This window comes from Streptomyces sp. C1-1, assembly GCF_050214755.1.
Classification (GTDB): Bacteria; Actinomycetota; Actinomycetes; order Streptomycetales; family Streptomycetaceae; genus Streptomyces.
The window spans coordinates 1-24,946 of sequence record NZ_CP189827.1 but is presented as its reverse complement, the minus strand read 5'-3'; the positions used below and the strand labels follow the sequence as shown (position 1 = coordinate 24,946).

Genomic DNA, 24,946 nt, shown 5'->3' with positions numbered 1-24,946 from the left:
GCACCGATCAGCAGTAAGGCATCGCCGACACGGTCCGCCACCTGCGTCGACCGCACACCCGCGGCCACGTCGTCTCCGCCTGCGGCACCGGCAAGACCCTCCTCGCGCTGCGCGCCTCCGAGGAACTGGAAGTGCGGCATCTGGCGGTGGCAGTGCCGAGCCTGGACCTGATCGCCCAGTGGGCGGCCGCCGCCCGCGCCGACCTCCGCCGCGAGCCGATGATCACCGTCTCGTCGCTGCGCGCCGCCTCTCACCCGGTGCTGGCCGCAGCCGGCGCCGATTTCCACCAACGCCGGGGAGTACCTGGCCTACTGGCTGGCCCGCCACCCCCGAGCGACGGTGTTCTTCACCTTCGACTCCCTGTACAAAATCGAGGAAGCCCAGCACTCCGCCGTCTTCCCCGCCCCCGTCTTCGACCTGCTGGTCGTGGACGAGGCCCACGCCACGGCCGGCACCTGGACCAAGAACTGGACGGCGCTGCACGACAACAGCCGTATCCCGGCCGACCGCCGTCTCTACCTCACCGCCACCCCCTACGTGTGGGAGGCACCGCGCCTGGCCGAGCCGCCACCACCGGCCCGACCCCCAAACGCACGACCGCGACTGCCCCGGAATGGGACGACCCCACGCTGCTGGCCACCATGGACCCAGCCGAAGATCTTCGGCCCCCGCCTGCACACCTACTCCCACGCCGACGCCATCGACGACGGCGTCCCTGGCCGACTACCAACTCGTCGTGCCCACGCTCACCGACGACGAACTGCGCACCGCGCTCACCGATCCGGAAGCCGGGCCCACAGCGCGCCGCACCACAGCCCTGCATCTGGCCATCCTCAAGTGCCATGCGAGAGCAGGACCTGAAGCACGTGTTCGTGTACTTCCAGCAGATCGCCGACGCAGCCGACTTCGCCCGCCAGCTCCGCCACACCCTGCGGACCCTGCCCGATGACCAGCGCCCCGACTGGGCCGACCACCTGAGCATTGAGTCCATCGACGGCACCCACAGCCCCCACCAGCGCGCCGACATCCTCGCCCGCTTCGCCACCGCACGCCGCGGTGTGCTGGCTAACGCCAAGGTCCTCGGCGAGGGCGTCGACCTGCCGGCCGTCGACGCCGTCGTCTTCGCCGACCGCACCGGCAGCGTCCGCCGCATCGTCCAGGCCCTGGGCCGCGCCCTGCGCAAACCCCCCACCCTCACCGCCAAGACGGCCAGCCTGGTCATCCCCGCCTACATCCCGCCCGGCGCCGATCCCACCGACCTGCTCGGCACCCCTTACGAAGCGCTCTGGCTGGTCACCGCCGCCCTACGCCACCACGACCAGACGATCGCCGCCCGCGCACCGCGCGGCAAGAACACCCACCCCGCCCGCGACTCCCACACCTACATCACCCGCCGCTTCCGCTTCGACTTCACCCTCGATCCCGCCGCGATCGCTCACGCCCTGGACCTGCTGGTGTGGCCCGCGGGCGGCGCTGTCCTTTCCGCCCCGCGCCGTGCCGGGCTCGCCGCCGCCCTGCGCTACCGAGCCGAACACGGCCACCTGCGCGTACCGACCGACTACGAAGACGCCTACGGCTACCGGCTGGGCGCCTACATCACCGGCCAGCGCACCGCCTACCAACCGGTGCCCTCGAAGAGAGCTGGATCGCCGAACTCGAAGCGCTCGGCATGATCTGGGACGAGCATGAAGCCGCCTGGCAGGGCCACATGGCCACCGTCGAGGCCTACCACGCCGAACAGGGACACCTCGCCATCCCTGCGCAAGAACCCGGCGGCCAGTTTCCTCGTCGACCAGCGCGCACTGGCCCGCAAAGGCCGCCTCACCCCCGAACGCGAAGCCCGGCTCACCGCCCTCGACACAGACTGGAAACTCCCGCACGGCCCCGACTGGCACCGCAAGTACCACGTGCTGCGACGCCACATCGAAGCCGGCAACCACCCCAGCACGCTGGCCCGTGACACAATGATCCACGGAGTGAAGGCGGGCACCCTGGCTGCACCGCCAGTTCACAGCCTGGGACCAACTCGATCCCGGCCAGCGGGACCTACTCACTCGCCTCGACCTCACCCCCGACCGCATCCCGATCGACCGTCAGGACGGAACAGGCGCGGACGCCACCCCACGAAGGCGCACCTTCGCACAGACTGCACACATCCTCAGCCTGTTCCTTGAGCGATGGGGACGCACTCCCGGCGCCCGCGAGTGGATCGAAGTCGACGGCGAGCGCGTCATGATCGGATCCTGGCTGGCCAAGGCCCGCACCAAACTCAACGCCGGACAACTACCCAGCAAACACGCCCAGTTGTTGTCCGAGACCCTCGCGGGCACGGGATCATCCCGGCCGACCAGCCCTGAGCACAACCAGAACGGAGGGCCGCTGCCGCTCACCCAACAACGGGGAGGACCTCAAACTCGAACCTTCCATAGTTTCTTATCTAAGGAAGCAGCCCGAGCCTGTAAGCTGAGACACGAGCATCGGTAGTCGCGCGGAGCGGTTCCCAACCCGACATCCCCCTCAACCAGCCCGGTTATTCAGGTACCTGACCAACAGTCAAGACTGTGCGAACCCGCCACCGCTTCTACTCGCCCCCGTCTTGTCGGCTGGCCTGAGCCGGTCGCGGAGCGATCCGGCTCTTTAACTCACCTATGCACGAAACCACTTGTACTGAGCAAGCCCAGAGAAGTCGGAGCGGAGGCCCGATCGCGGAGCGAGCGGGACACCGCACCGACGACCGAGCAAGTGATCCGCGGAGCGGATCACACGGCCCCGGAGGGGCCGGCGTCTCCGCGGAGCGGAGACGGGTACCGACGCGTAGCGTCGGCGCGTCGTTCCTGCTCCGCAGGAACGCCGCGCCGACGCTACGCGTCGGTACCCGTCTCCGCTCCGCGGAGACGCCGGCCCCTCCGGGGCCGTGTGATCCGCTCCGCGGATCACTTGCTCGGTCCGTCGGTGCGGTGTCCCGCTCGCTCCGCGATCGGGCCTCCGCTCCGACTTCTCTGGGCTTGGCTCAGTACAAGTGGTTTCGTGCATAGGTGAGTTAAAGAGCCGGATCGCTCCGCGACCGGCTCAGGCCAGCCGACAAGACGGGGGCGAGTAGAAGCGGTGGCGGGTTCGCACAGTCTTGACTGTTGGTCAGGTACCTGAATAACCGGGCTGGTTGAGGGGGATGTCGGGTTGGGAACCGCTCCAGCGCGACTACCGATGCTCGTGTCTCAGCTTACAGGCTCGGGCTGCTTCCTTAGATAAGAAACTATGGAAGGTTCGAGTTTGAGGTCCTCCCCGTTGTTGGGTGAGCGGCAGCGGCCCTCCGTTCTGGTTGTGCTCAGGGCTGGTCGGCCGGGATGATCCCGTGCCCGCCGAGGGTCTCGGACAACAACTGGGCGTGTTTGCTGGGTATTGTTGTCCGGCGTTGAGTTTGGTGCGGGCCTTGGCCAGCCAGGATCCGATCATGACGCGCTCGCCGTCGACTTCGATCCACTCGCGGGCGCCGGAAGTGCGTCCCATCGCTCAAGGAACAGGCTGAGGATGTGTGTCAGTCTGTGCGAAGGTGCGCCTTCGTGGGGTGGCGTCCGCGCCTGTTCGTCCTGACGGTCGATCGGGATGCGGTCGGGGGTGAGGTCGAGGCGAGTGAGTAGGTCCCGCTGGCCGGGATCGAGTTGGTCCCCAGGCTGTGAACTGGCGGTGCAGCCAGGTGCCCGCCTTCACTCCGTGGATCATTGTGTCACGGGCCAGCGTGCTGGGGTGGTTGCCGCTTCGATGTGGCGGCGCAGCACGTGGTACTTGCGGTGCCAGTCGGGGCGTGCGGGAGTTTCCAGTCTGTGTCGAGGGCGGTGAGGCCGGGCTTCGCGTTCGGGGGTGAGGACGGGCCTTTGCGGGCCAGTGCGCGCTGGTCGACGAGGAACTGGCCGCCGGGTTCTTGCGCAGGGATGGCGAGGTGTCCCCTGTTCGGCGTGGTAAGGCCACTCGACGGTGGCCATGTGGCACCTGCCAGGCGGCTTCATGTCGTCCCAGATCATGCCGAGCGCTTCGAGTTCGGCGATCCAGCTCTCTTCGAGGGCACCGGCTTGGTAGGCGGTGCGCTGGCCGGTGATGTAGGCGCCCGCCGGTAGCCGTAGGCGTCTTCGTAGTCGGCTCGGGTACGCGCAGGTGGCCGTGTTGGCTCGGTAGGCAGGGCGGCGGCGAGCCCGGCACGGCGCGGGGCGGACAGTGGACAGCGCCGCCCGCGGGCCACACAGCAGGTCCAGGGCGTGAGCGATCGCGGCGGGATCGAGGGTGAAGTCGAAGCGGAAGCGGCGGGTGATGTAGGTGTGGGAGTCGCGGGCGGGGTGGGTGTTCTTGCCGCGCGGTGCGCGGGCGGCGATGACTGGTCGTGGTGGCGTAGGGCGGCGGTGACCAGCCAGAGCGCTTCGTAAGGGTGCCGAGCAGGTCGGTGGGATCGGCGCCGGGCGGGATGTAGGCGGGGATGACCAGGCTGGCCGTCTTGGCGGTGAGGGGGGGGGTTTGCGCAGGGCGCGGCCCAGGGCCTGGACGATGCGGCGGACGCTGCGGTGGGGGTCGGCGAAGACGATCGGCGTCGACGGCGGCAGGTCGACGCCCTCGCCGAGGACCTTGGCGTTAGCCAGCACACCGCGGCGTGCGGTGGGCGAAGCGGGGCGAGGATGTCGGCGCGCTGGTGGGGGCTGTGGTGCCGTCGATGGACTCAATGCTCAGGTGGTCGGCCCAGTCGGGGCGCTGGTCATCGGGCAGGGTCCGCAGGGTGTGGCGGAGCTGGCGGGCGAAGTCGGCTGCGTCGGCGATCTGCTGGAAGTACACGAACACGTGCTTCAGGTCCTGCTCTCGCATGGCCTTGAGGATGGCCAGATGCAGGGCTGTGGTGCGGCGCGCTGTGGGCCCGGCTTCCGGATCGGTGAGCGCGGTGCGCAGTTCGTCGTCGGTGAGCGTGGGCACGACGAGTTGGTAGTCGGCCAGGACGCCGTCGTCGATGGCGTCGGCGTGGGAGTAGGTGTGCAGGCGGGGGCCGAAGATCTTCGGCTGGTCCATGGTGGCCAGCAGCGTGGGGTCGTCCCATTCCGGGGCAGTCGCGGTCGTGCGTTTGGGGGTCGGGCCGGTGGTGGGCGGCTCGGCCAGGCGCGGTGCCTCCCACACGTAGGGGTGGCGGTGAGGTAGAGACGGCGGTCGGCCGGGATACGGCTGTTGTCGTGCAGCGCCGTCCAGTTCTTGGTCCAGGTGCCGGCCGTGGCGTGGGCCTCGTCCACGACCAGCAGGTCGAAGACGGGGGCGGGGAAGACGGCGGAGTGCTGGGCTTCCTCGATTTTGTACAGGGAGTCGAAGGTGAAGAACACCGTCGCTCGGGGGTGGCGGGCCAGCCAGTAGGCCAGGTACTCCCCGGCGTTGGTGGAATCGGCGCCGGCTGCGGCCAGCACCGGGTGAGAGGCGGCGCGCAGCGACGAGACGGTGATCATCGGCTCGCGGCGGAGGTCGGCGCGGGCGGCGGCCGCCCACTGGGCGATCAGGTCCAGGCTCGGCACTGCCACCGCCAGATGCCGCACTTCCAGTTCCTCGGAGGCGCGCAGCGCGAGGAGGGTCTTGCCGGTGCCGCAGGCGGAGACGACGTGGCCGCGGGTGTGCGGTCGACGCAGGTGGCGGACCGTGTCGGCGATGCCTTCCTGCTGATCGGTGCGCAGGGCCAGGCGGGTGGTCGACTGGGGGGTTGCGGGGCTGGAGGGCGTCACGCGGGTCCTCGGCGTACGGCGCAGACAGGGCAGGTAGCCATTCTGGCCTGAGGGAGTAACTCCGTGCGGGGTGGATTCCCGCGCTTGCGGGCGGGTTGTCCAAGGCGCAGTTTCCTGTCCAGCCGAGCAAGCCTCTCGCCCCGGCTGGTGGGACAGCCGTGCGTTGGGATGCGGCTCCCTTCGACAAGGCCGAGCGCGCCGCCAGCGCGGTGGCGCCGGTGGTGTACGACGGCGGGAGCATCGCGACCTTCCGGGGGTACACCGGCAGCACCGACCGCGGCGTGCGCTGGCACCTCGTGTGGGTTTCTGAGCGACTCGACGAAGTAGCAGCTGCGGGGATGCGAGGGGCTGTGGTGGCGATGCCCTGGGGGGCCTTTTCGACGTCGAGTCGTCCAGTTGGCGATGTTGCCTCTTCTTGTCCCGGCTGGCTCGGTCAGTGCATGTGAGACCCTCCGTTGACGTCGTACGTCACGCCGGTGAGGTAGCCCGACTCGGGCCGGGCCAGGAAGGCGATGACGTCGGCGACGTCCTCGACCTCGCCGATGCGGCGTACCGGAACATCCGCGATCATGGCTGCCTTGCGCCGCTCCTCCAGCTTGCCCTGGGTGATGTCGGTGTCGATCAATCCCGGGGCAACGGAGTTGACCGTGACTCCGGACGGGCCGAGTTCGCGGGCGAGGGCCCGGGCGAAGCCCAGCAGGGCGGCCTTGGCCGCCGAGTAGCCACTCCCCCGAACACCCCACCGCCGCGCTCGGCCGAGACGGACGACAGGAGGACGATGCGGCCGAACCCGCGCTCGGCCATCCCGGCAGCCACGCGGTGGGTGACCACGAAGCTGCCGCGGACGTTGACCTCGAAGATGCGGTCCCACTCGGCGGGTGTGACGTCGAGGAAGCGGGTCGGAGACGTGATTCCCGCGTTGTTGACCAGGGCGCCGACCGGCGGGAGCGCCGCTTCGACCGCTCCGACGGCGGCGTCGACGGCGTCGGCGTCGGTGACGTCCGCCGCGAGGCCCAGGGCTTCCACGCCGTGCCGGGCGGCGACTTCCCTGGCGGCGTCCTCGGCGGCCTCCTTGTCCAGGTCGAGGACGGCGATGTGGTAGCCGGCGGCAGCCAGGGCGTGCGCGGTGGCGCGGCCGATGCCGCGGCGGGAGCCCGCACCGGTGATGACGGCGGTGCGAGGGGTGGATGGGGTGGCCATGGTGTGCTCCTGAGGACTGGGGAGAGAGGGGTGACAGGATCAGAGTTCGCGGCGGACGCGTTCCTTGATCGCCGCGACGGAGAGGCCGTAGCGGTCGTGGAGGGTGGGCAGCGCGCCTGCGGCGAGGAAGGCGTCCGGCAGGCCGACCGGGACGATGTGTGCCGTCTGCTGGGCGAAGGCGAGGCAGGAGGCCACGGACTCGGCGAGGCCTCCGACGAGGCTGTGGTTCTCCAACGTCACCACCAGACGTCCCCCCGCCGTCTCCCGCAGCACCGTCTCGCGGTCGAACGGTTTGATCGTCGGCACGTGGAGGACGGCGACATCGACGTGGTCCGCCGCGAGTGCCTCGGCCGCAGTCAGGGCACGTACCGTCATCAGGCCGGTCGAGACGAACAGGACGTCGCGTCCGCCGCGCAGCAGCGCCGCTTTGCCGAGTTCGAACCGGTAGTCGTACTCGTCCAGGACCGTGGGGACGGCTCCGCGCAGCAGCCGCATGTAGGTGGGCCGGGGTGAGCGGCCAGTGCCGGGACGGCCTGTTCGATTCGACCGAGTCGGCGGGGTCCACGATCGTCAGACCGGGCATACCGCGCAGGATCGCCAGGTCCTCGGTCGCCTGGTGGCTGGGACCGTAGCCGGTGGTCAGGCCGGGCAGGGCGCCGACGACGTTGACGCCCAGCTGCGGCTCGGCGATGTCGAGGCAGAGGGAAGTCGTAGGCGCGGCGGGTGGCGAAGACGGAGTAGGTGGAGGCGAACGGGGTCAGGCCGACCTCGGCCAGGCCCGCTGCCGCGCCCAGCATCACCTGTTCCGCCATGCCCATCTGGAAGAAGCGGTCGGGGTGGGCCTCGCGGAAGACGTGCATGTCGGTGTACTTGGCCAGGTCGGCGGAGAGGCCGACCACGTCGGGGCGTTCGTCGGCGAGCCGGGCCAGGGCGTGTCCGAAGGGTGCCTTGGTGGTGCGCTGGCCCTCTTCGGCGATGGAGGCGATCATCGCGGAGGTGGTGAGCCTGCGTTGCGGCGTCTGGGTGTTCATCGAGCGGTTCCCTCCTTCTGGGCGGTCGCGTGGTGACGCTCCGTCAACTGCTCACGGGCCAGCTGCCATTCGTGTTCCTCGACCCGCATGAAGTGCGCCTTCTCCCGCATCTCCAGCATCGGTACGCCGCAGCCGATCCGGGTGTCGCAGATCAGCACGGCCGGTGAACCGCGGTGCTCGCGCAGGTGGTCGAAGGCCGCGACGAGTGCCTCGATGTCGTTGCCGTCCACGCGGACGGCATGCCAGCCGAACGCCTCCCACTTGGCCGTGACCGGCTCGGTGCGCAGTACGCCCTTGGTGGGGCCGTCCGCCTGGAGGGCGTTGACGTCGACGATGGCGGTGACGTTGTCCAGGCCGTGGTGGGCGCAGGCGAGCGCCGCCTCCCAGGTGGAGCCCTCGTCCAACTCGCCGTCGGAGAGCAGGTTGTAGACGCGTGCGTCGCTGCCCTGGTGACGGAGGCCGAGTGCCATGCCGGTGGCGACGCCGAGACCGTGGCCGAGGGAGCCGCCGGAGATCTCCATGCCGGGGGTGTAGGAGGCCATGCCGGACATGGGCAGGCGTGAGTCGTCGCTGCCGTAGGTGGCGAGTTCGGCGACGTCCAGCACGTCGGCCTCGGCGAGCGCCGCGTACAGGGCGATGGCGTAGTGGCCGATCGACAGCAGGAACCGGTCGCGCTGCGGCCAGTCCGGCTCGGCGGGACGGTGATTGAGAACGTCCTGGTAGACGACGGCCAGGATGTCGGCCACGCCCAGCGCCTGCCCGATGTAGCCCTGGCCCTGGGTCTCCCCCATGTCCAGCGCGTGCATTCGGATGCGGTGGGCGGAGTCCTTCAGGGCGCTGATACGCCGGGTCGGCGGCGCCACCGTCTCTGGTGCCGGGGTGGACATCACGTTGATCCTCATCTCTGTCAGTGAGCGGTGGGCAGGGCGGGTTCGGTGGACGCGGTCATGGCCCGGTCCGCTTGCCGGCGTTCTTCCGGGCCCCATGTCTCGCGTGTCACCAGGGTCGCCACGAGGCCCAGCAACCCGTAGCAGGTGAAGAGAACCGCGGGGCCGGTCCATCCGGTGGCGGAGTAGAGCGCCGTGGCGATCATGGGAGTGAACCCGGAGACCACCGCGGACAGTTGGTAGGCCAGGGACGTCCCTGCGGTGCGGGTCCTGGTGGCGAACAGCTCGCAGAACCAGGCCCCTTGGACGCCTGCGAGGGAGTTCTGGCAGACGGCGTAGCTGATCAGGAAGGCGATCAGGACGAGGGCGGCGGCTTCGGTGTTGACGAGCAGGAACAACGGGATGCCCCAGGCGAAACTCACCGCGCAGCCCAGCAGGTACACCGGGCGGCGGCCGACCCGGTCCGACAGGCGGCCCCAGAGCGTGGTGGCGGCGATGCCGACGGCCACGGCGGTCACCAGAGCGGTGAGCGTGGTGGTGCTGGAGACGTCGGGGGCGTCGCCGTCGTCCAGGTAGGACAGGACGAAGGTGACCGAGACGGCGTATCCGGCGGTCTCGGTGATGCGCAGGCAGAACGCCCGCAGCACGTTGCGCCAGTCCTCCCGGATCACCTCCAGCAGCGGGTTCTTGACGACCTCGCCGGACTCCTTGAGGGCCTCGAACTGGGGTGACTCGTCGATCCTGAGCCGGATGAAGATGCCCACGGCGATCAGGACGGCACTGAGCAGGAAGGGCACGCGCCAGGCCCAGGTGTCGTCCAGGGTGTGTCGGCTGAACAGGAAGGCGAGGTTGGCGAGCAGCAGACCGACCGGGAAGCCGGCCTGGGTGATGCCCGTGTACAGACCGCGCCGCTTCCAGGGGGCGTGCTCGAAGGTCATCAGGATGGCGCCGCCCCATTCGGCGCCGAAGGCGAGCCCCTGGATCACCCGGACGACGACCAGCAGGACCGGCGCCCAGATCCCGACCATCTGGTACGTGGGCAGGCAGCCGATCAGTACCGTCGCGATGCCCATGAGCAGCAGGGATCCGACCAGCACGGGTTTGCGGCCGATGCGGTCGCCGAGGTGGCCGGCGATCACACCGCCGAGCGGCCGTGCGGCGAAGCCGATGCCGAGCGTCGCGAACGAGAGCAGGGTGGCCGAGAGCGGATCGGAGTCCGGGAAGAACACATCACCGAAATAGAGGGCTGCGGCCGTTCCGAAGCCGATGAAGTCGTACGTCTCGATGGTCGCGCCGACACCGCACCCGACGGCAACCCTCAGACGTTCGGGCGACCCCTGCGCCGCCTGCTGCGACGCCGTGGACTCAGCCATGCCGATCCTCCTTGATCGTGGGCGAGCGAGCCGTCCCGGACTCGCTGTTGGCTGTCGACTGTTAACAGTCGAGAGATGATGCTGGGCCCGACGGCGAGACCTGTCAACCCTCCCGGACGGTCGAACTGCCGACTGTCAACAGACGACAGCTGGGCTACAATGATCGCTCGCGGCGTTGAAAGGGGTTTCGACCGTGTCCGGTCAGGCTTTGTCCAGTCTCACCCGCACGACGACCCTCCGGGAGCGCGCGCTCGTCGCCTTGCGGACGGCCATCACCACAGGCCAGTACCGCCCAGGCGACCACCTCGGAGAGGTGGAGATCGCCGAGCACCTGTCAGTGAGCCGCGGCACGGTACGCGAAGCTCTGCGCCACCTCCAGCAGGAGGGGCTCGTCACCGCGGGCGCCCGCGGCATGCTGCGCGTGTCCCAGCTGACCCCGACCGAGGTGCGGGAACTCTTCCAGGTCCGGGAAGCGCTCGAAGGCCTCGCGGTGGCGCAGATCATCGCCTCACCCCGCAGACAGGACGCGGCCGAAGCCCTGCGCGAGGCCCTGGAAAAGCTCCACGACGCCTTCGAGTCAGGAGCGGACCTGGCCGCGAAGGTCGAGGCCGACCTCGGCTTCCACCTCCTGCTGTGCGAACTCTCCGGCAACTCGATCCTTCTCAAAACATGGCGACAGCTGGAAGGGCCGATGCGCGTGGTCATCATGAGCGCCGCCGGCGAGCGCCGCGACGTGGCCATGTCCGCGACCTCCCACTCCCCCATCGCCGACGCGATCGCGCGCGGAGACGCGGCAGCGGCCCAGGAGATCCTGCACCGGCACATGACCTCGGCGGTCGAACAACTGGGCATCGGGCCGGAAGCCACCGACGAGACGGCCTGACCAACGACTTGGCGGGCGCGCTGCGCGCGAGCAAACGCTCTCTGAGCTGCCCTGGCACGCCAAGGTGCCCGTGGCTCCCGGACGGCAGTGGCTCATACACCTGGAGAGTCGAGCAACACCATCGCGCACGAGGTCCCTGACGCTCGGCGGCCATGCACGCGCGAGGTGTGCGCGTCGTCTGCTGCACCGACGCCAAGGTCGGCCCCTTCAAGCCGCACGTGTCCTGCCCGGGGGGCTCGTCCACTTCGCCTCGCGGGTCGCCACCCACACCGCCGCGCTCGCTTCCATGACCTCACCGGCGGCCGACTCCTGCGGCCTGGGCACCACGGCCGTCGAGTGGACCGGTCGCAACCGGCCGCCTGAACCAGGTGGCCGCACAGAGCCCGGACCGCAGGACGCCCAAGACCGGCCCGCGGGCCGCGCCATGGTTGCCCGCGCACGTCGTGGGTGAAGAAATTGTTCGAATGCGTCGGAGAGCGTTGCGGTGAGTGCGTCGGTGGGGCGTCCCGAGAAGCCGGTCGACCCCCGCGCCGGTGCTGTGCAGCGCTTCGCCCATGAACTGCGGCGTACCAGGTCGGCCGTCGCAGTCGGCAGGACAACCGGGACGCCCGTCCCCAGCCGATCGGCACAGCGGGGTGAACACCCTGGCTGCCGGGTTCCCCTCTGGCGACTGACGCAGAAGGGAGCCGGCCAGGTCACGCGTTGAAGCGGTACGAGCCCGCCCGGGCCCGGTAGACCTTGTACGGCGCGCCGCCCGAGGTGTCGTCACGGACGAAGGCGGCCCCCCGGGGCGCGCTGACGGGCTTGCCCTGGGTCGGCACCCAGATCTCGGCCTCGGTGTTGTACGGCACGGTCACCGCTAGGTCGATCCGGCCGTCCGAGCCGCGCCTCCACTCCGAGGACACCACACCGCGCACCGTGTCGATCGAGGCACTGACGTGGTCGAGGGTCGCGGGAGACAGGTCGGTGTCGTCGACGCTCGTCGGGACTTGGCTGTTGACCGCGGCCGAGGGGACGTACGGGCGGATCCGCAGCGTCTCGTAGGCGGTTGAGGTCGGCCTGATGCCGGCCAGGCTCTGGTAGAACCAGGTGGCCACGTTGGAGCGGTAGTGGTGGTTGACCGAGAGCCGGTCGGTCCACTGCTCCCACAGCGAGGTGGCGCCCTTGGCGATCTGGTGGACGTAGCCGGGGACGCCGGTCTGGGTGACGGCCTTCAACGCGATGTCCGTGTAGCCGTACTCGCTGAGGATGTTGAACTCGTAGCGCGAGCCGTACATGTCGTTCTGGATGTGCTGGTCCGCCGCCACGATCCGGTCCGCGAGGAGCTTCGCGAGGGCCTTCTTGTTCTCCTCCAGCGTCTTGGTGCCGGCCAGATGGCGGGGATCGCCGGGGCCCAGGTCGGAGCCGGGGACCAGGTCGAAGGCGATGGCCATGGCGTTCTCGCTGGAGATGCTGCCCTGGGTGAAGTACCCCTTCGACGCGTCCCAGTAGTTGGCGATGAACGCCTTGCGCAGGGTGCGCGCCAACTGGGCGTAGTGGGCCGCTCGTTCGGTGCGGCCGATCCTGTGGCCCACCTTCTCCATGTAGTCGCAGAAGTGGATGTAGAAGGCGAGGCTGATGACGGCGTTGCTGCCGGGAGGCTCGGCTCCGGAGTAGGCGCCGAGCGATGCCTCGAACTTGTAGTCGTTCTCGGCGGTGAACAGCGTCTCGTAGTACGTCAGGAGCGTGTCCTGGTGGTCGTAGAGCTCGGCGAACAGGCTGCTGTTGCCGTAGTACGTGTACAGCTCCCTCGGAATGACGAAGTACGCCGAGTCCCAGGCCGGCACGGCCTTCCACGTGGCGTTCCAGCCGGGGGTGCGGTCGTAGCCGTAGCCGCCCTTGGCGACGGGGACGAACATGGGCAGCTGGCCGGTGGAGATCTGGGTGTCGGGGAAGTGGCGCAGGTAGTTGGTGAGGACGGCGTTGACGTCCCAGGTCAGGGACTGCGACTCGGAGCTGGCCATGGCGTCGCCGCTCCAGCCGTTCTTCTCCCGGGAGGGGGTGTCGGTGGGCTTCTGGACCAGATTGTTCTGCTCGGCCCACTCGAGGTTGCGCTGAAGGCGGTTGAGCAGGGCGTTGTCGGTGGTGAAGGTGCCGGTGCGGGCGAAACCGGTGCGGGCGACACCGACGGTCAGGAGGTCCGCGTCTTGCGCCAGGTCCGGGGCTCGGCCGAGGACCGCCTCCAGGTTCATGACCTCCAGGTAGCGGAAGCCGAAGTGGCTGAACTGCTGCTCCCAGGTCTGCGTCGACCGTCTGCCGAGGGTGTAGTAGTGCGTCTGGAGGTTGGCGTCGTGCTGGAAGTTCTCCTCTTCCACGGAGAGCGGGGAGGCGGCCGTGCCGTCGCCGGCGACGATCCGGTTGCCGCCGCGGACGCGCAGGGTGAGGCCCTCCTTGTCGGGGCGCAGGCCGGTGAGCTGAAGGCGCACGAGGCCGGTCAGGATCTGGCCGTAGTCCAGGACCCAGGTCTTCGAGCCGGGCGCCGTCTCGGTGATCGAGACGGGGCGCAGCGTCTGACTGACCAGCACCGGCTCCGCCTCATGGGCGCGCAGGATGGCGGGCTTGAAGCCGTCGGGGATCGTCGTGGCGGGCAGCCTGCCGTGGTACTTGGGTGAGGGGCCGGAGCAACTGCCCGGCGGGATCAGGACGGTGGCGGGGCGCCAGTCGCGGCCGGCACGGTAGTCGACCGAGCGCCACTCCCCCAGGTCGTCGGCGCGGCGGGCGTCGTACTTCTCGCCCGAGTAGACGGAGTCGAAGGTCGTGGGCCCGTCCGTGGCGAGCCAGTCCTCGTCCGTGACGAGCGTGGTGTGGGAGCCGTCGGTGTACGTCACGACGAGCTTCGCGCGCAGGCGGGGCTGGCCCGCGTAAGGGGCGAGCTGCCAGTACCACTCCTGGGGTGTGGTCACCCCGTACCAGCCGCGTCCGAGTTCGGCGGCGAGCACGTTGGGGCCGCCGGCCTCCAACAGTTCGGTGACGTCGAAGGTGTCGTAGAGGACCGTGCGGTCGTAGGTGCTCTGGTCGGTGAGCAGGCGGGGCACATTGGTCCGACCGTGGTTGGCCTGCTTGCCGTCGACGGTGATCGGCTCGCCGTTGACGGTGAAGGTGACGTTTCCTGCCGCACTCAGGTGCAGACGGGCCTTGGCTATGCGGCGGCCTCGGGGCAGGGTGAACGCGCGGCGCAGCACCGGGGCCGGGTTGGCGATCGGCAGCACGCTGTTCTTGGACGGGATGAACGGGTTCTTCGGCGAGAAGGTCAGACCGGCGAGGGTGGCGATGCCGTTCTCGAAGGGGTTGGCGCCCGTGGTCAGGTCGGCGGAGAAGTCCCGTGCGCCGGTGCCGGTCACATGGACGCTGCGGACGGTGGCGGAGGTGCCGCCGGCGAAGCCGAAGCTGCCGTGGCGGCGGATCTGGTCGCCGGTGAGGATGCGGCTGTCGACCTCGACACCGTTGACGGTGGTGGTGGCGGTGAGACCGCTCACGGCTACCATCACCGTGTGGTCGCGGGTGGCCCAGGTGTCCTTCGTCAGGCCCGTCGAGGCGGGGAGAGTGACCGTGCCGACCGGGACGCTGCGGGTGCCCGAGGTGGTGGGGTTGGTCTCGCTCTGCGGGTCGTAGTGGTCGACCCCCCAGTCGGGCTCGGAAGTCCCGTCGTCGACCCAGGTGTTGCCCGCGTAGTGACTGGTCGTCATGACCAGACGCATGTCGTCGCCGCTCTGCCGGACGGTCCAGTTCAGGCCCTCGCCCCAGGTCTTGCCGACGGGTTCGGCGCGCAGCAGAAGGGACAGACCGGCTGCGGCGTCGGGACCGCCGCGGAAGACGACGGTCGCGGTCAGATCCTCCCAGTCGTGGTCCTGCGTCTCGCGGCCACCGATCCACCGCGCGCCCGACCAGTCCTTCTCGCCCTTCAGCAGGCCTGTCTCCCACACAGCGGGCTCGCTCCACGGGCCGGGTGCGCCCGTCTCGTCCCAGGTCCGCACCCGCCAGAAGTACCCCTGCTCCGACCGCAGCGCGCCGCCCCCGTAGGCCGCCTCGGTGCTGTTCGAGCCCGCCACCCTGCCGCTGCGCCACACGTCGGCCCTGCCCGGTGAGGAGCCGACCTGGATCTCGTACGCGGTCTGTCTTCCCACCGGCGCTACCCAGCTGAACGCCGGAGCGGTCTGCGTACCCAGGGGCGCGACCCGTGAGTTGACCTGCAGCTCCACCGGTGCGGAAGCGTGACCGACCGCTGCCTTTGCGCCCGCCGCGACGGCGTTCGGCGCGGTGGCGAGCGGCAGCGAGGCCCCGGCTGCCGCGGACGTGATGATGCCGAGCATGTGTCGGCGGCTCAACGCACTTCTGTTCTCCTCGGCCACGGCAGGGATTCCTTTCATAACCGTGCTGGAACGGGGGCGCCCCGCCCCCGGACACGTGGTGGGCTGCAGGCGGGCAGCGGCCGACGGCCAGGCGTGATGAAACACGCGATGAAACGTTTCAATACCTTCCGCGTGGAAAGTTTATGAACAGATTCGGCCACAGCACAATGGCCCGGATCGATAATCAGGGCGTTGTCCTCGCGGTAGGTTTTGGAGCTCGGCTGACGCGAACAACCGGTCCCGACCGGTTTCGTCGAGGAGGGTGGGCGCACCGTGGATCAGGCAAAGGCGCGGGGACCGTACGCCAAGACCCCTGCCCGCAGGACGGAGATCGTACGGGCGGCACGCGACAGCTTCGCCGAGCACGGTTACGCCAAAGCGTCCCTGCGCGACATCGCCGAACGGGCCGGCATCACCCACGCCGGGCTGCTGCACCACTTCCGCAACAAGGACGAGCTCCTCGCCGAGGTGCTCGCCGACCGTGACACCGAGGAGTGGCAGCAAGGACTGAAGGAGGTCGACAGCCCCGACCAACTCGGGCCCTACCTCGCCGGGCTCATCCGCCACCACCAGAAGACCCCCGAGCTGATGCGGCTGTGGATCGAGCTCGCGGCGGCGGCCTCCCGGCCCGATCACCCCGCGCACACCTACTTCGTCGAGCGCTACGAACGCAGCCGTGCCCAGTTCATCGACGGATTCCCCGACGAGACGGCCCGCGGCAGGCTTCGCGAGGGCGTCAGCCCCGAGAGTGCCGCCGTCCTCTTCCAGGCCGTGCTCAACGGCCTCCAGCTGCAGTGGGTCCTTGATCAGGACCTCGACATCGTGGGGCCGGTCACCGACTTCGTACGACTGCTGTTCGGCCGGGACGCCGCTCAGGGCGTCGACTGAACAGCGACGGCAGACGTTCGACGCGGCGGCGGACCTGGTCGCCGCCGCACTTCGGGTCACGAACCTGGACCTCGTGGAGCCAATAAGTATTTTGACATAGGTTTCTCCTCATAGATAACTTGGTGACGTGACCGGAATCAGTGAGGCTCACAGGAGCCAGGGCGTCGACCAGGTGGCCGCAGGCCTCGTGGCGTGCCTCCCTGCACTGAACCGGCACCTCAAGCAGAGCATCGACCGGCAGTTGCCCTATCCGAACCTGCCCGAGCGGCAGTTGGCCCTGCTCCAGTACGTCGCCGAGCACGACGGCGCCACCGTCCACAACGCCGCCGAGGCACTGCGGATGGTGCCGAACAACGTCAGTGCCCTGGTCACCCGCCTCACCGAGGCGGGCCTGCTCGAGCGGCGTCAGGACGACACCGACAAGCGCGTGGCGCACTTGCGTGTCACCGCCACGGCTCGTCAGCGCATCGGCGAGGTGGAGAACTTCGCGGCGGCGTATCTCGCGTCCGCGCTGCGCACCCTCACCGAAGGCGACCGCGCTGCTCTCGGCTCGGCGCTCGGCGCCCTCGAAGCTCTCACCCGGCGCCTGCGTGACCACGCCGCCTGACCGGTCCGGCTGACGGGTCCGCCTACCGGTCCGGCTCTCCGTACGCCTACCGCCCTTTGCCCTTGCCGCTCATGCGGCGGGGCTGGGTGTGCTGCTCCCCTACGCAGCTTCCCCGCACATGTCCCCGCGCCCCAGCCGCGCGCCTCACGTCCCAGAGGACAGCTCACACATGCCTGTCACCGCTGTCTCCACAGCGCCCTCCATGTCCGGCCCCCGCAGCCACGCTCGCCGCGCCAACCCCTGGCTGACGCTGATCGCCGTCGGTCTCGGCCTGTTCATGGTCGGCCTCGACGGCTCCGTCGTCTCGATCGCCAACGCCGAGATCGCCCGCGACCTGAACGCCTCCACCGCCGAACTGCAGTGGGTCACCAACTCCTACCTGCTCGCGCTCGCCGCCGCCCTCATCCTCGGCGGCAAGCTCGGCGACCGCCTCGGTCGCCGTACGGTCTACCTCGTCGGCGTCGTCGGATTCACCGTCGCGTCCGTCGCGATCGGCCTCGCCGGCTCGGTCGAGGGCGTCATCGCCTTCCGGGCCGTGCAGGGCCTCTTCGGTGCGATGCTCATGCCCAACACCCTCGCGTTGCTGCGTGCCGTGTTCCCGCCGAAGAAGTTCGGCATGGCGGTCGGCATCTGGGCGATGATCTCGTCCGTCTCCACCGCGCTCGGCCCAATCGTCGGCGGACTGCTCGTCGAGCACGTCGACTGGGAGTCCGTCTTCTACATCAACGCCCCCATCGGCGTCATCGCCCTTGTCTTCGGCCTCTTGGTGCTGCCGCAGTCCAGGAACGAGGCCGCCGCGAGTGAGAAGTTCGACGTGCCCGGCGTCGTGCTGCTCGCGCTCGGACTGCTCGCCGTCGTCTTCGGCGTCGTCAAGGGCGAGACGTGGGGCTGGACTTCGGCCGGCACGCTCGGCGCGATCGTCGGAGGCGTCGTCGTCCTGGTCCTCTTCGGCTGGTACGAGACCCGCGTCGCGCACCCCCTCCTGCCCATGCGGCTGTTTCGCAACCCGGCCCTGACGATCGGTACGTTCGTCACCGCGCTGAACTTCTTCGTCCTGCTCGGCGCGATCTTCTTCATCATGCTGTACCTGCAGAACGTACGCGGCTTCACGCCGGTGGAGTCCGGCGTGCGCACCCTGCCGCTCAGCCTCGCCTCCATGCTGGCCTCGCCGCTCGGCGCGAAGCTCACCGAGAAGTTCGGCCCGCGTCTGACCATGCCGCTGGGGATGGTGCTGCAGGCCGGCGCCGCGTTCACGATGCTCGCGTGGAGCGCCGACTCGTCGTACGCCGTCCTGTGGCCGCCCTTCGTCGCGCTCGGCCTGGGCGTCGGCATCGTGATGTCCGCGTCCTCCGACGCGATCGTCGGCAACGCCCCTGTCAAGGACGGCGGCATCGCGGGTGGTCTCCAGGCCACCTCGCTCCAGGTCGGCGGCGCGCTCGGCACATCGGTGCTCGTCTCCCTCATCAGCAGCCGCGTCGGCTCCACGCTCACCGACTCACTGACCGACGCCGGCGTGCCCCACTCGGCAGCCGCCCGCTTCGAGGAGGCGAAGGACGCGGTCGCGATGGGCGTCGCCCCGGTCTCCGATGCGATGCCCGCCCAGCTCAGGGCGGCCGTGGTGGAGGGCAGCCACACCGCCTTCATGAACGGCGTCCACACCGCCGTGCTGGTCACCGGCATCCTCGCCCTCGTGGGCGCCGCCCTCGCGGCGTGCGGCCTCCGAGGCCGGACGAACGAGAATGACGAGAACGTGCCGAGCCCGGCCGCTGTCCCGGGCGCGCCGACTGCACACGATTCGCCCGTCCCGGCGGCGACCGGGGGTGCCGCTACCGCCGTCCGGTCCTTCCACCCGAGCGAGTGACAGACACCGGGCCGGACGCGCCAGAGGTGGAAGGGTGGCCGGCCTGGCGGTGAAGAAATCTGGACCCGGTGGTCGGTGGCGGTAGGGAACGGCCTGCCGCCACCGGTCCGGGATTCACTGCACATGGCCGTCGGCCCTTGCCGGGCCGTCGCCCAGTGGCCGATGTGGGAGAGCCCGTATCGGTGCCGAAGACGGCCGCGAGCCGCAACGCGACGCCCCGTGCGAGCTGCCGCGGATCCGAGCGGAGCCCGGTCCACGTGTGAGTCACCAGCACCCGTCCATGATGTGCGGCCCGACGCCGCCGGCCGACGCAGCGGACGCGATCCCCCGAAACCGCACCGGCCCGGACCGGAACCCCGGGCCGGTGCGGCCGCTTCCGCTGACTCGTCCGGGGAGAGAGGGTGCGCGGACCGCTTGTGCGGCCACGCGACCAGTGGTGACGGGAGCGGGCGGCTGCGTCTTAAGGCTGTTGGTGAATCCCACCGGTGCCCTGAGCCGACGGGATGCCCAGTCGCTGCGCGAGTTCGTGGGCCTCGATGCCGTATGTCTCCCGGATCCGTACGCCCTCGGGGCCGACGTCGAAGACGCCGTGGTCGGTGTAGACGCGGCTGACGCAGCCCACGCCGGTGAGCGGGTAGGTGCACCGCGGTACGAGCTTGGGCTCACCGGAGCGGGTGAAGAGGCTCATCATCACGTAGACGTCCTTGGCGCCGATGGCCAGGTCCATGGCGCCACCCACGGCGGGGATGTCGTCAGGTCTGCCGGTGTGCCAGTTGGCGAGGTCTCCGTTGAAGGCCACCTGGTAGGCACCGAGGACGCAGACGTCGAGATGGCCGCCGCGCATCATCGCGAAGCTGTCGGCGTGGTGGAAATAGGCCGCCCCCGGCAGCTCGGTCACCGGGACCTTGCCGGCGTTGGTCAGGTCGGGGTCGATCGCGTCGCCCTCGGCCTTCGGGCCCATGTTGAGCATGCCGTTCTCGGTGTGCAGCACCACCCCGGAGCCGGCCGGCAGATGGTCGGCGATCCTGGTGGGCTGCCCGATGCCGAGGTTGACGAAGGCACCGGCCGGGATGTCGCGTGCGATGACCGCGGCCAGTTCGTCCATCGAGAGCGGGTGGTCGGTGTGCATCCGGTCGCTTGATGTCGTGGTCATCGGGCCCCCTGCACGGTGTAGTGGCGGGCCTTCACCTGGACGACCCGGTCGACGTAGATGGACGGGGTGACGACGGCCTCGGGGTCGAGTTTTCCGGGCTCGACGACCTCGTCGACCTGGACGATGGTCGTCGTCGCGGCCGTGGCCATGACCGGTCCGAAGTTGCGGGCCGTCTTGCGGTAGACGAGGTTGCCCAGCGTGTCCGCGACGTGCGCGCCGATCAGCGCGTAGTCGCCCTTGATCGGGTACTCCAGCAGGTACCTCCGGCCGTCGATCTCCCGCTCCTCCTTGCCCTCGGCCAGCGGCGTGCCGACCGCGGTCGGGCAGTAGAACGCGCCGATGCCGGCACCGGCCGCGCGCATCCGCTCGGCGAGGTTGCCCTGGGGCACCACTTCGAGCTCGACCTTCCCGGCGCGGTAGAGGCTGTCGAAGACCCAGGAGTCGGCCTGGCGCGGAAAGGAGCAGAGCACCTTGCGCACCCGGCCGGCGGCCAGCAGCGCAGCCAGGCCGACATCGCCGTTCCCGGCGTTGTTGGACACGATCGTGAGGTCCTTCGCGCCCTGCCGGATGAGCGCGTCGATCAGATCGAACGGCATCCCGGCCAGGCCGAACCCGCCGACCAGGACGGTCGACCCGTCCTCGATCCCGGCGACGGCCGCATCCGCGCTCTCGACGATCTCCGCCCGGCTCATCGGGTCGCCTCCGTGACGTCGCAGTTCTCCAGTACGACGGCCAGGCCCTGGCCGACTCCGATGCAGATCGCGGCGACGCCGTAGCGTTGCCGCGTCTCGCGCAGCACCTTGGCCAGCGTCGCGAGGATGCGGCCGCCCGAGGCGCCCAGCGGATGCCCGATCGCGATGGCGCCGCCCTTCTGGTTGACGATGGCCGGGTCGATCTTCCACGCGTCCAGGCAGGCGAGCGACTGCACCGCGAACGCCTCGTTCAGCTCGACCGCCCCCACCTGGTCCCAGCCGATCCCGGCCCGGGCCAACGCACGGTTCGCGGCCTCGACCGGGGCGTAGCCGAAGGCCTGCGGCTCAAGCGCCATCACACCGCGGCCGGCGATGCGGGCGATGGGATCGGCGCCGATCGCGGCGGCGGCCTTCTCGCTGCCCAGCAGCACCGCTGAGGCGCCGTCGTTGAGCGGGCTGGCGTTGCCCGCGGTGATGGTGCCGCCCTGCTCCGCTGTACGGAAGACCGGCTTGAGGCCCGCCAGCACCTGCGGTGTGGAGCCGGGCCGGATGCCCTCGTCACGGGCCAGGTCGACGCCGTCGACCGGCACCACCAGGTCATCGTAGAAGCCCGACTCCCACGCGGCATGGGCGAGTTGGTGGGAACGGGCGGCGAACTCGTCCTGCCGCTCCCGGGAGATCCCGAAACGCTCCCGGAGCTGCTCGTTGGACTCGCCGAGGCTGACCGTCCACTCCTTCGGCATCCGCGGGTTGACCAGCCGCCAGCCGAGAGTGGTGGAGACGGCGGTGACGTCACCGGCCGGGAACGGTTTCGCCGACTTCGGCAGCACCCACGGCGCACGCGTCATCGACTCCACACCGCCGGTCAGCACCACCTCGGCATCGCCGGACTCGATGGTCCGGCTGGCCGTCATCGCCGCGTCGAGGCTCGAACCGCACAGCCGGTTGACCGTGGTGCCGGGCACGCTCACCGGGAGGCCGGCGAGCAGCGCGGCCATGCGGCCGACGTTGCGGTTCTCCTCGCCTGCGCCGTTGGCGTTGCCCCACACCACGTCGTCGATCGCGGCCGGGTCGAAGCCCGGCACCCTGGCGAGCGTCGAGGTGATCGCGGCGGCGGCGAGGTCGTCCGGGCGGACGCCGGCCAGCGCGCCGCCCAAGCGGCCGAACGGTGTCCGGGTCGCGGCGTAGAGGAAGGCACTCATGGGAACGACGCTAGCCTTGGGCGGCGATATTCTGAAGTACGCATATCCGAGCCGATTGATATGGACGACATATGGATCTCCGCCATCTCCGGTACTTCGTGGCGGTGGCCGAGGAGCGGCACTTCGGTCGTGCGGCCGAGCGGCTCCACATGGCCCAGCCCCCGCTGTCCCAGCAGATCCGGCAGCTGGAGGCGGAGCTCGGCGTCGAGCTGCTGCACCGCACGACACGACGCGTGGACCTGACCGAGGCGGGCCGGGCCTATCTCCAGCGGGCGCGCGGCATCCTGGCCGATGTCGACGAGGCCGCCCAGCACGCACGCCTCGTCGCCGCGGGCTCGGTCGGGCACCTCGCGATCGGGTGCGTGGGCTCGGCGACGTACAGCCTCCTGCCCGCGCTCTCGCGGCGGCTCACCAAGGAGCTGCCCGGCGTCGACTTCTCCTTCCGTGGCGAGATGCTCGCGCCCGACCAGGTAGAGGCACTGCGCAGCGGCGCGATCGACGTGGCCCTGCTGCGACCTCCCGTGGCCGACCTCTCCCTCACCGTCCGTACTGTGCGGCGGGACCGGCTGGTCGTGGCCGTACCGGTCGACCACCCCCTTGCCCGCCGGAAGCGGTTGCGGGCAGCGGACCTGGCGGATGCCGACCTGATCGTGCACTCCGCCGACCGCCGCTCGGTGATGTACGACGTCGTCCTGGGCCTGCTGCGCGACGCCGGCGTCGAACCGCACATCCGCCACGAGGTCGGCGAGACCTCGACGCTCATCACGCTCGTGGCCGGCGGGCTCGGCGTCGCTGTCGTACCCGAGCCGGTGACCGCTTTGACGCTCGACGGCGTCGCCTACCTGCCGCTGGCCGGACCCGACGCACGTGTGGAGCTGGCCGTCGCCCACCGCACGGACCGCTCCGAGCCACATCTGGCGCGCACCGTGGGGATCATCCAGGCGATGTTCTGAGAGGCGTTGAGTCCGTTCTCTCTCGGTTCGTGACCGCTCGGCAGGCGTTGTTCATTCAACGGCCACTGCTATGTCCTCACCGGCCGAGTCCGTACAGCATGACCCGCTGACGATGTTCCACGGGCCCTGGGTGCGCGCGCCCCGGCTTTTGAATGTCGGCGAGCCGCCGAACAGACAGGGAGGAAGCCGTGTCCAACCCTGAGATGACTGCCCAGGCCGGGCCCAAGACCTCGTACTGCCCCTACCCGCTCTACGCCCAATTGCGGCAGCAAGGGGTGGCCTTCGTCGAGGAGGTCAACGCCTTCATGGTTACTCGGGCCGACGACATCGACGCGGTACTGCGTGACGTCGAGACGTTCTCCTCGCCCGACGCGCTCGGACTCCCGCCGATCGAGTCGAGGAGTGGGGCGACGAAGACAGGGTTCTATCTGATCACCAGTGATCCGCCGGAGCACACCCGGCGCCGTCGCTCGGCGGCCAGGGCGTTCACAGCCCGCCGGATCGCTCCTTTCGAACAGCAGATCCGGGCGACGTTCACGGAGCTGATCGAGGGCCTGCGTGGGCGCGATGATGTTGACTTCGTGGCCGACTTCGCCATCAAGCTGCCCATCGCTGTCATCGCCACGGTGCTGGGTGTCCCGGAAGCGGACACCGTCGAGATGCGGCGGCTCTCGGAGAAGGTGCTCGCCTCCCTCACCTCTTCACCGGACCTGGGCGGCTTCATTCGGGCCTGCGAGGAGTTCGGCGCGCTTTTGGCGCCGGCGCTGGAAGCGGCCGCCGGTGTCGGGCAGGAGACCACCATTCTGCAGACGATCGCGGCCTCCGGGCTCGACGCGGAGGACGCCACCCGGTTCGTCCTCGAGCTGCTGTTCGCCGACAACGTGACGACCGCCGATGCCATCAGCAGCAGCGTCAGGCTGCTGGCCGAGGATCCGTGGCTGGCCGACCAGTTGCGGCAGGACCCGTCGCGGCTGGCCACGTTCGTCAAGGAGTCGCTGCGCCTGGAGTCGCCCGTTCAGGGGCTGTTCCGGACCGCGACCCGAGACACCGAGCTCGGCGGCACCCCGATTCCGGCCGGCGCTCGCCTCCTGGTGAGTTTCGGAGCCGGCAACCGTGACGCGAGGCTGACCGAACGGCCCGCAGAGATCAACCTCGACCGTGTCTCGCCCCACGCACACCTCGCGTTCGGCCGGGGAGAACACACGTGCCTGGGTCACGCCCTCGCCCGCCTCGAGGCGCGCACCGCTCTGGAGGTGCTGCTGCACACGGTGCGACGCTTCGAGCTGGCGGTTGCACCGGAGCAACTCGACTACCAGCCCGGCCTGACCGTAAGGCATCTGCAGTCCCTGCCGGTTCGTCTGTACTGGTCCTGAGGGACTGTGCGGAGACTAGGCGTGACTGAGACGCACACGCGGTTCGGCCGCGGCCTCCGGCTCACCCCCCGACATGGGCACCGTCCTCGTCATATAGCCCCGGATCGACGTTCCGGGGCGAGCCGGTCGCGCGACGCGGGGTCCGGCATGCTGACCGGCACACGGAGATCAGCCCTGCCCAGGGGACGCGACGACGCCCAGGACGGCCACCGTGCCGATCAGGCGACAGGCCTACGCGACGATCTTCGCGACGGAATCGCGAGCCTGCTGCGCGATGCGGTCGTCCGTGACGTCGTCCGCCCCGCCCACGCCGATCGCCCCGATGACCTCCCCTTCGGCCGTCACGATCGGCACGCCGCCGGCGACCGGCAGAAGGTTGGCATCGACCAGGTGGGGAGGCGCCACCTGCATCTGGGGGGACGCCGCGAAGGCCGCGAACTTGGCCGTCGGGACACCGCTCACGGCCGAGGTGTAGGCCTTGCGTCGCGCGGTCTCCACGCCGAGGAGGCCGACGCCGTCGTCGCTGAGGAGGACCTTGGTGACGCCACTTCGGTTGACCACGACAGCGCACACCTGGTGCCCGTCGGCCCTCCCCGCTTCCAGAGCGGCAAGTGCGGCGCCGTGTGCGATCTCGTAGCTGAGCGGCTCTCGCATGGAGCGGTTCCTTCCCTGGTCGACTCCGCCGGCCGTCTTCCGTGGAGTCCGCTCAGTATGTCGCCA

At 69.8% G+C, this 24,946-nt stretch carries 16 protein-coding genes and 4 pseudogenes; 9 read left to right on the top strand and 11 right to left on the bottom strand.

Translation table 11 applies throughout. The features are described from left to right. Window positions 1–20: 20 nt before the first annotated feature. The 3 genes and pseudogenes from ACQF4J_RS46460 to ACQF4J_RS46450 all read left to right on the top strand — a co-directional run. A pseudogene (locus tag ACQF4J_RS46460) lies at window positions 21–128 on the top strand (hypothetical protein); the annotation flags it as partial. Between the two features lie 211 nt (window positions 129–339). Then, window positions 340–861 (top strand): DEAD/DEAH box helicase family protein, encoded by a 522-nt coding sequence (locus ACQF4J_RS46455; RefSeq protein WP_427168735.1) that lies wholly within the window; start codon window positions 340–342, stop codon window positions 859–861. Beyond that, entirely contained in the window at window positions 843–1,673 is an 831-nt protein-coding gene (locus ACQF4J_RS46450) for a helicase-related protein (protein ID WP_427168734.1), read from the top strand. The genes ACQF4J_RS46455 and ACQF4J_RS46450 overlap by 19 nt, the downstream gene beginning before the upstream one ends. A 2,944-nt stretch (window positions 1,674–4,617) precedes the next feature. On the opposite strand, the gene ACQF4J_RS46445 is transcribed toward ACQF4J_RS46450, so the two are convergent. The 6 genes and pseudogenes from ACQF4J_RS46445 to ACQF4J_RS46420 all read right to left on the bottom strand — a co-directional run bounded on the left by ACQF4J_RS46445 (window position 4,618) and on the right by ACQF4J_RS46420 (window position 10,226). Beyond that, on the bottom strand, window positions 4,618–5,148 hold the full coding sequence (locus ACQF4J_RS46445; RefSeq protein WP_427169018.1) for a hypothetical protein: 531 nt from the start codon (window positions 5,146–5,148) through the stop codon (window positions 4,618–4,620). 59 nt (window positions 5,149–5,207) lie between these two features. After that, a pseudogene (locus tag ACQF4J_RS46440) lies at window positions 5,208–5,735 on the bottom strand (DEAD/DEAH box helicase family protein); the annotation flags it as partial. Window positions 5,736–6,168: 433 nt separating this feature from the next. Next, window positions 6,169–6,935, bottom strand: a pseudogene (locus tag ACQF4J_RS46435) (SDR family NAD(P)-dependent oxidoreductase). 39 nt (window positions 6,936–6,974) lie between these two features. Further along, window positions 6,975–7,966, bottom strand: a pseudogene (locus ACQF4J_RS46430) (transketolase family protein). Then, window positions 7,963–8,868, bottom strand: a complete 906-nt coding sequence (locus ACQF4J_RS46425) for a transketolase (RefSeq protein WP_217367971.1) — start codon at window positions 8,866–8,868, stop codon at window positions 7,963–7,965. Before ACQF4J_RS46425 ends, ACQF4J_RS46430 begins: the two are co-directional and overlap by 4 nt. Window positions 8,869–8,873: 5 nt before the next feature. Next, on the bottom strand, window positions 8,874–10,226 hold the full coding sequence (locus ACQF4J_RS46420) for an MFS transporter (RefSeq protein ID WP_427168733.1): 1,353 nt from the start codon (window positions 10,224–10,226) through the stop codon (window positions 8,874–8,876). Between the two features lie 208 nt (window positions 10,227–10,434). Here ACQF4J_RS46420 and ACQF4J_RS46415 point away from each other — a divergent pair, with 208 nt between their 5' ends. Then, window positions 10,435–11,109: a GntR family transcriptional regulator gene (locus ACQF4J_RS46415; RefSeq protein ID WP_120049453.1), complete on the top strand. Its 675-nt coding sequence runs from the start codon at window positions 10,435–10,437 to the stop codon at window positions 11,107–11,109. Window positions 11,110–11,804: 695 nt separating this feature from the next. Here the strand turns inward: ACQF4J_RS46415 and ACQF4J_RS46410 are convergent. Further along, window positions 11,805–15,473: a family 78 glycoside hydrolase catalytic domain gene (locus ACQF4J_RS46410; protein WP_427168732.1), complete on the bottom strand. Its 3,669-nt coding sequence runs from the start codon at window positions 15,471–15,473 to the stop codon at window positions 11,805–11,807. A gap of 297 nt (window positions 15,474–15,770) precedes the next feature. On the opposite strand from ACQF4J_RS46410, the gene ACQF4J_RS46405 reads away from it, so the two are divergent. From ACQF4J_RS46405 to ACQF4J_RS46395, 3 genes are all read left to right on the top strand, one after another. After that, the gene (locus ACQF4J_RS46405) at window positions 15,771–16,385 is read left to right on the top strand and encodes a TetR/AcrR family transcriptional regulator (RefSeq protein WP_427168731.1); all 615 of its coding nucleotides are present in this window, start codon (window positions 15,771–15,773) and stop codon (window positions 16,383–16,385) included. Window positions 16,386–16,512: 127 nt separating this feature from the next. Further along, window positions 16,513–16,992, top strand: coding sequence for a MarR family winged helix-turn-helix transcriptional regulator (locus tag ACQF4J_RS46400; RefSeq protein WP_246090749.1), 480 nt, complete (start codon window positions 16,513–16,515; stop codon window positions 16,990–16,992). Window positions 16,993–17,161: 169 nt separating this feature from the next. After that, window positions 17,162–18,853 (top strand): MFS transporter, encoded by a 1,692-nt coding sequence (locus tag ACQF4J_RS46395; protein ID WP_246090750.1) that lies wholly within the window; start codon window positions 17,162–17,164, stop codon window positions 18,851–18,853. A 460-nt stretch (window positions 18,854–19,313) separates the two neighbouring features. Here the strand turns inward: ACQF4J_RS46395 and ACQF4J_RS46390 are convergent, their stop codons facing one another. From ACQF4J_RS46390 to ACQF4J_RS46380, 3 genes are read right to left on the bottom strand one after another with little or no spacing between them, the layout of a single operon-like run. Beyond that, on the bottom strand, window positions 19,314–20,006 hold the full coding sequence (locus ACQF4J_RS46390) for a 3-oxoacid CoA-transferase subunit B (RefSeq protein ID WP_120049456.1): 693 nt from the start codon (window positions 20,004–20,006) through the stop codon (window positions 19,314–19,316). Continuing rightward, entirely contained in the window at window positions 20,003–20,698 is a 696-nt protein-coding gene (locus tag ACQF4J_RS46385) for a 3-oxoacid CoA-transferase subunit A (protein WP_427168728.1), read from the bottom strand. The genes ACQF4J_RS46390 and ACQF4J_RS46385 overlap by 4 nt, the downstream gene beginning before the upstream one ends. Then, a complete protein-coding gene (locus ACQF4J_RS46380) occupies window positions 20,695–21,900 on the bottom strand; it encodes a thiolase family protein (RefSeq protein WP_120049458.1) in 1,206 nt (401 codons plus the stop codon). The genes ACQF4J_RS46385 and ACQF4J_RS46380 overlap by 4 nt, the downstream gene beginning before the upstream one ends. A gap of 71 nt (window positions 21,901–21,971) precedes the next feature. Here ACQF4J_RS46380 and ACQF4J_RS46375 point away from each other — a divergent pair, with 71 nt between their 5' ends. Both ACQF4J_RS46375 and ACQF4J_RS46370 read left to right on the top strand, forming a co-directional pair. After that, window positions 21,972–22,853 carry a LysR substrate-binding domain-containing protein gene (locus ACQF4J_RS46375; protein ID WP_120049459.1) on the top strand — a complete coding sequence of 294 codons (882 nt, stop codon included), beginning with the start codon at window positions 21,972–21,974 and terminating at the stop codon, window positions 22,851–22,853. Between the two features lie 188 nt (window positions 22,854–23,041). After that, window positions 23,042–24,226: a cytochrome P450 gene (locus ACQF4J_RS46370; RefSeq protein ID WP_427168727.1), complete on the top strand. Its 1,185-nt coding sequence runs from the start codon at window positions 23,042–23,044 to the stop codon at window positions 24,224–24,226. Between the two features lie 231 nt (window positions 24,227–24,457). Here ACQF4J_RS46370 and ACQF4J_RS46365 read toward each other — a convergent pair whose 3' ends face one another. Then, window positions 24,458–24,880: a GlcG/HbpS family heme-binding protein gene (locus tag ACQF4J_RS46365; RefSeq protein ID WP_120049461.1), complete on the bottom strand. Its 423-nt coding sequence runs from the start codon at window positions 24,878–24,880 to the stop codon at window positions 24,458–24,460. Between the last annotated feature and the right edge of the window lie 66 nt (window positions 24,881–24,946).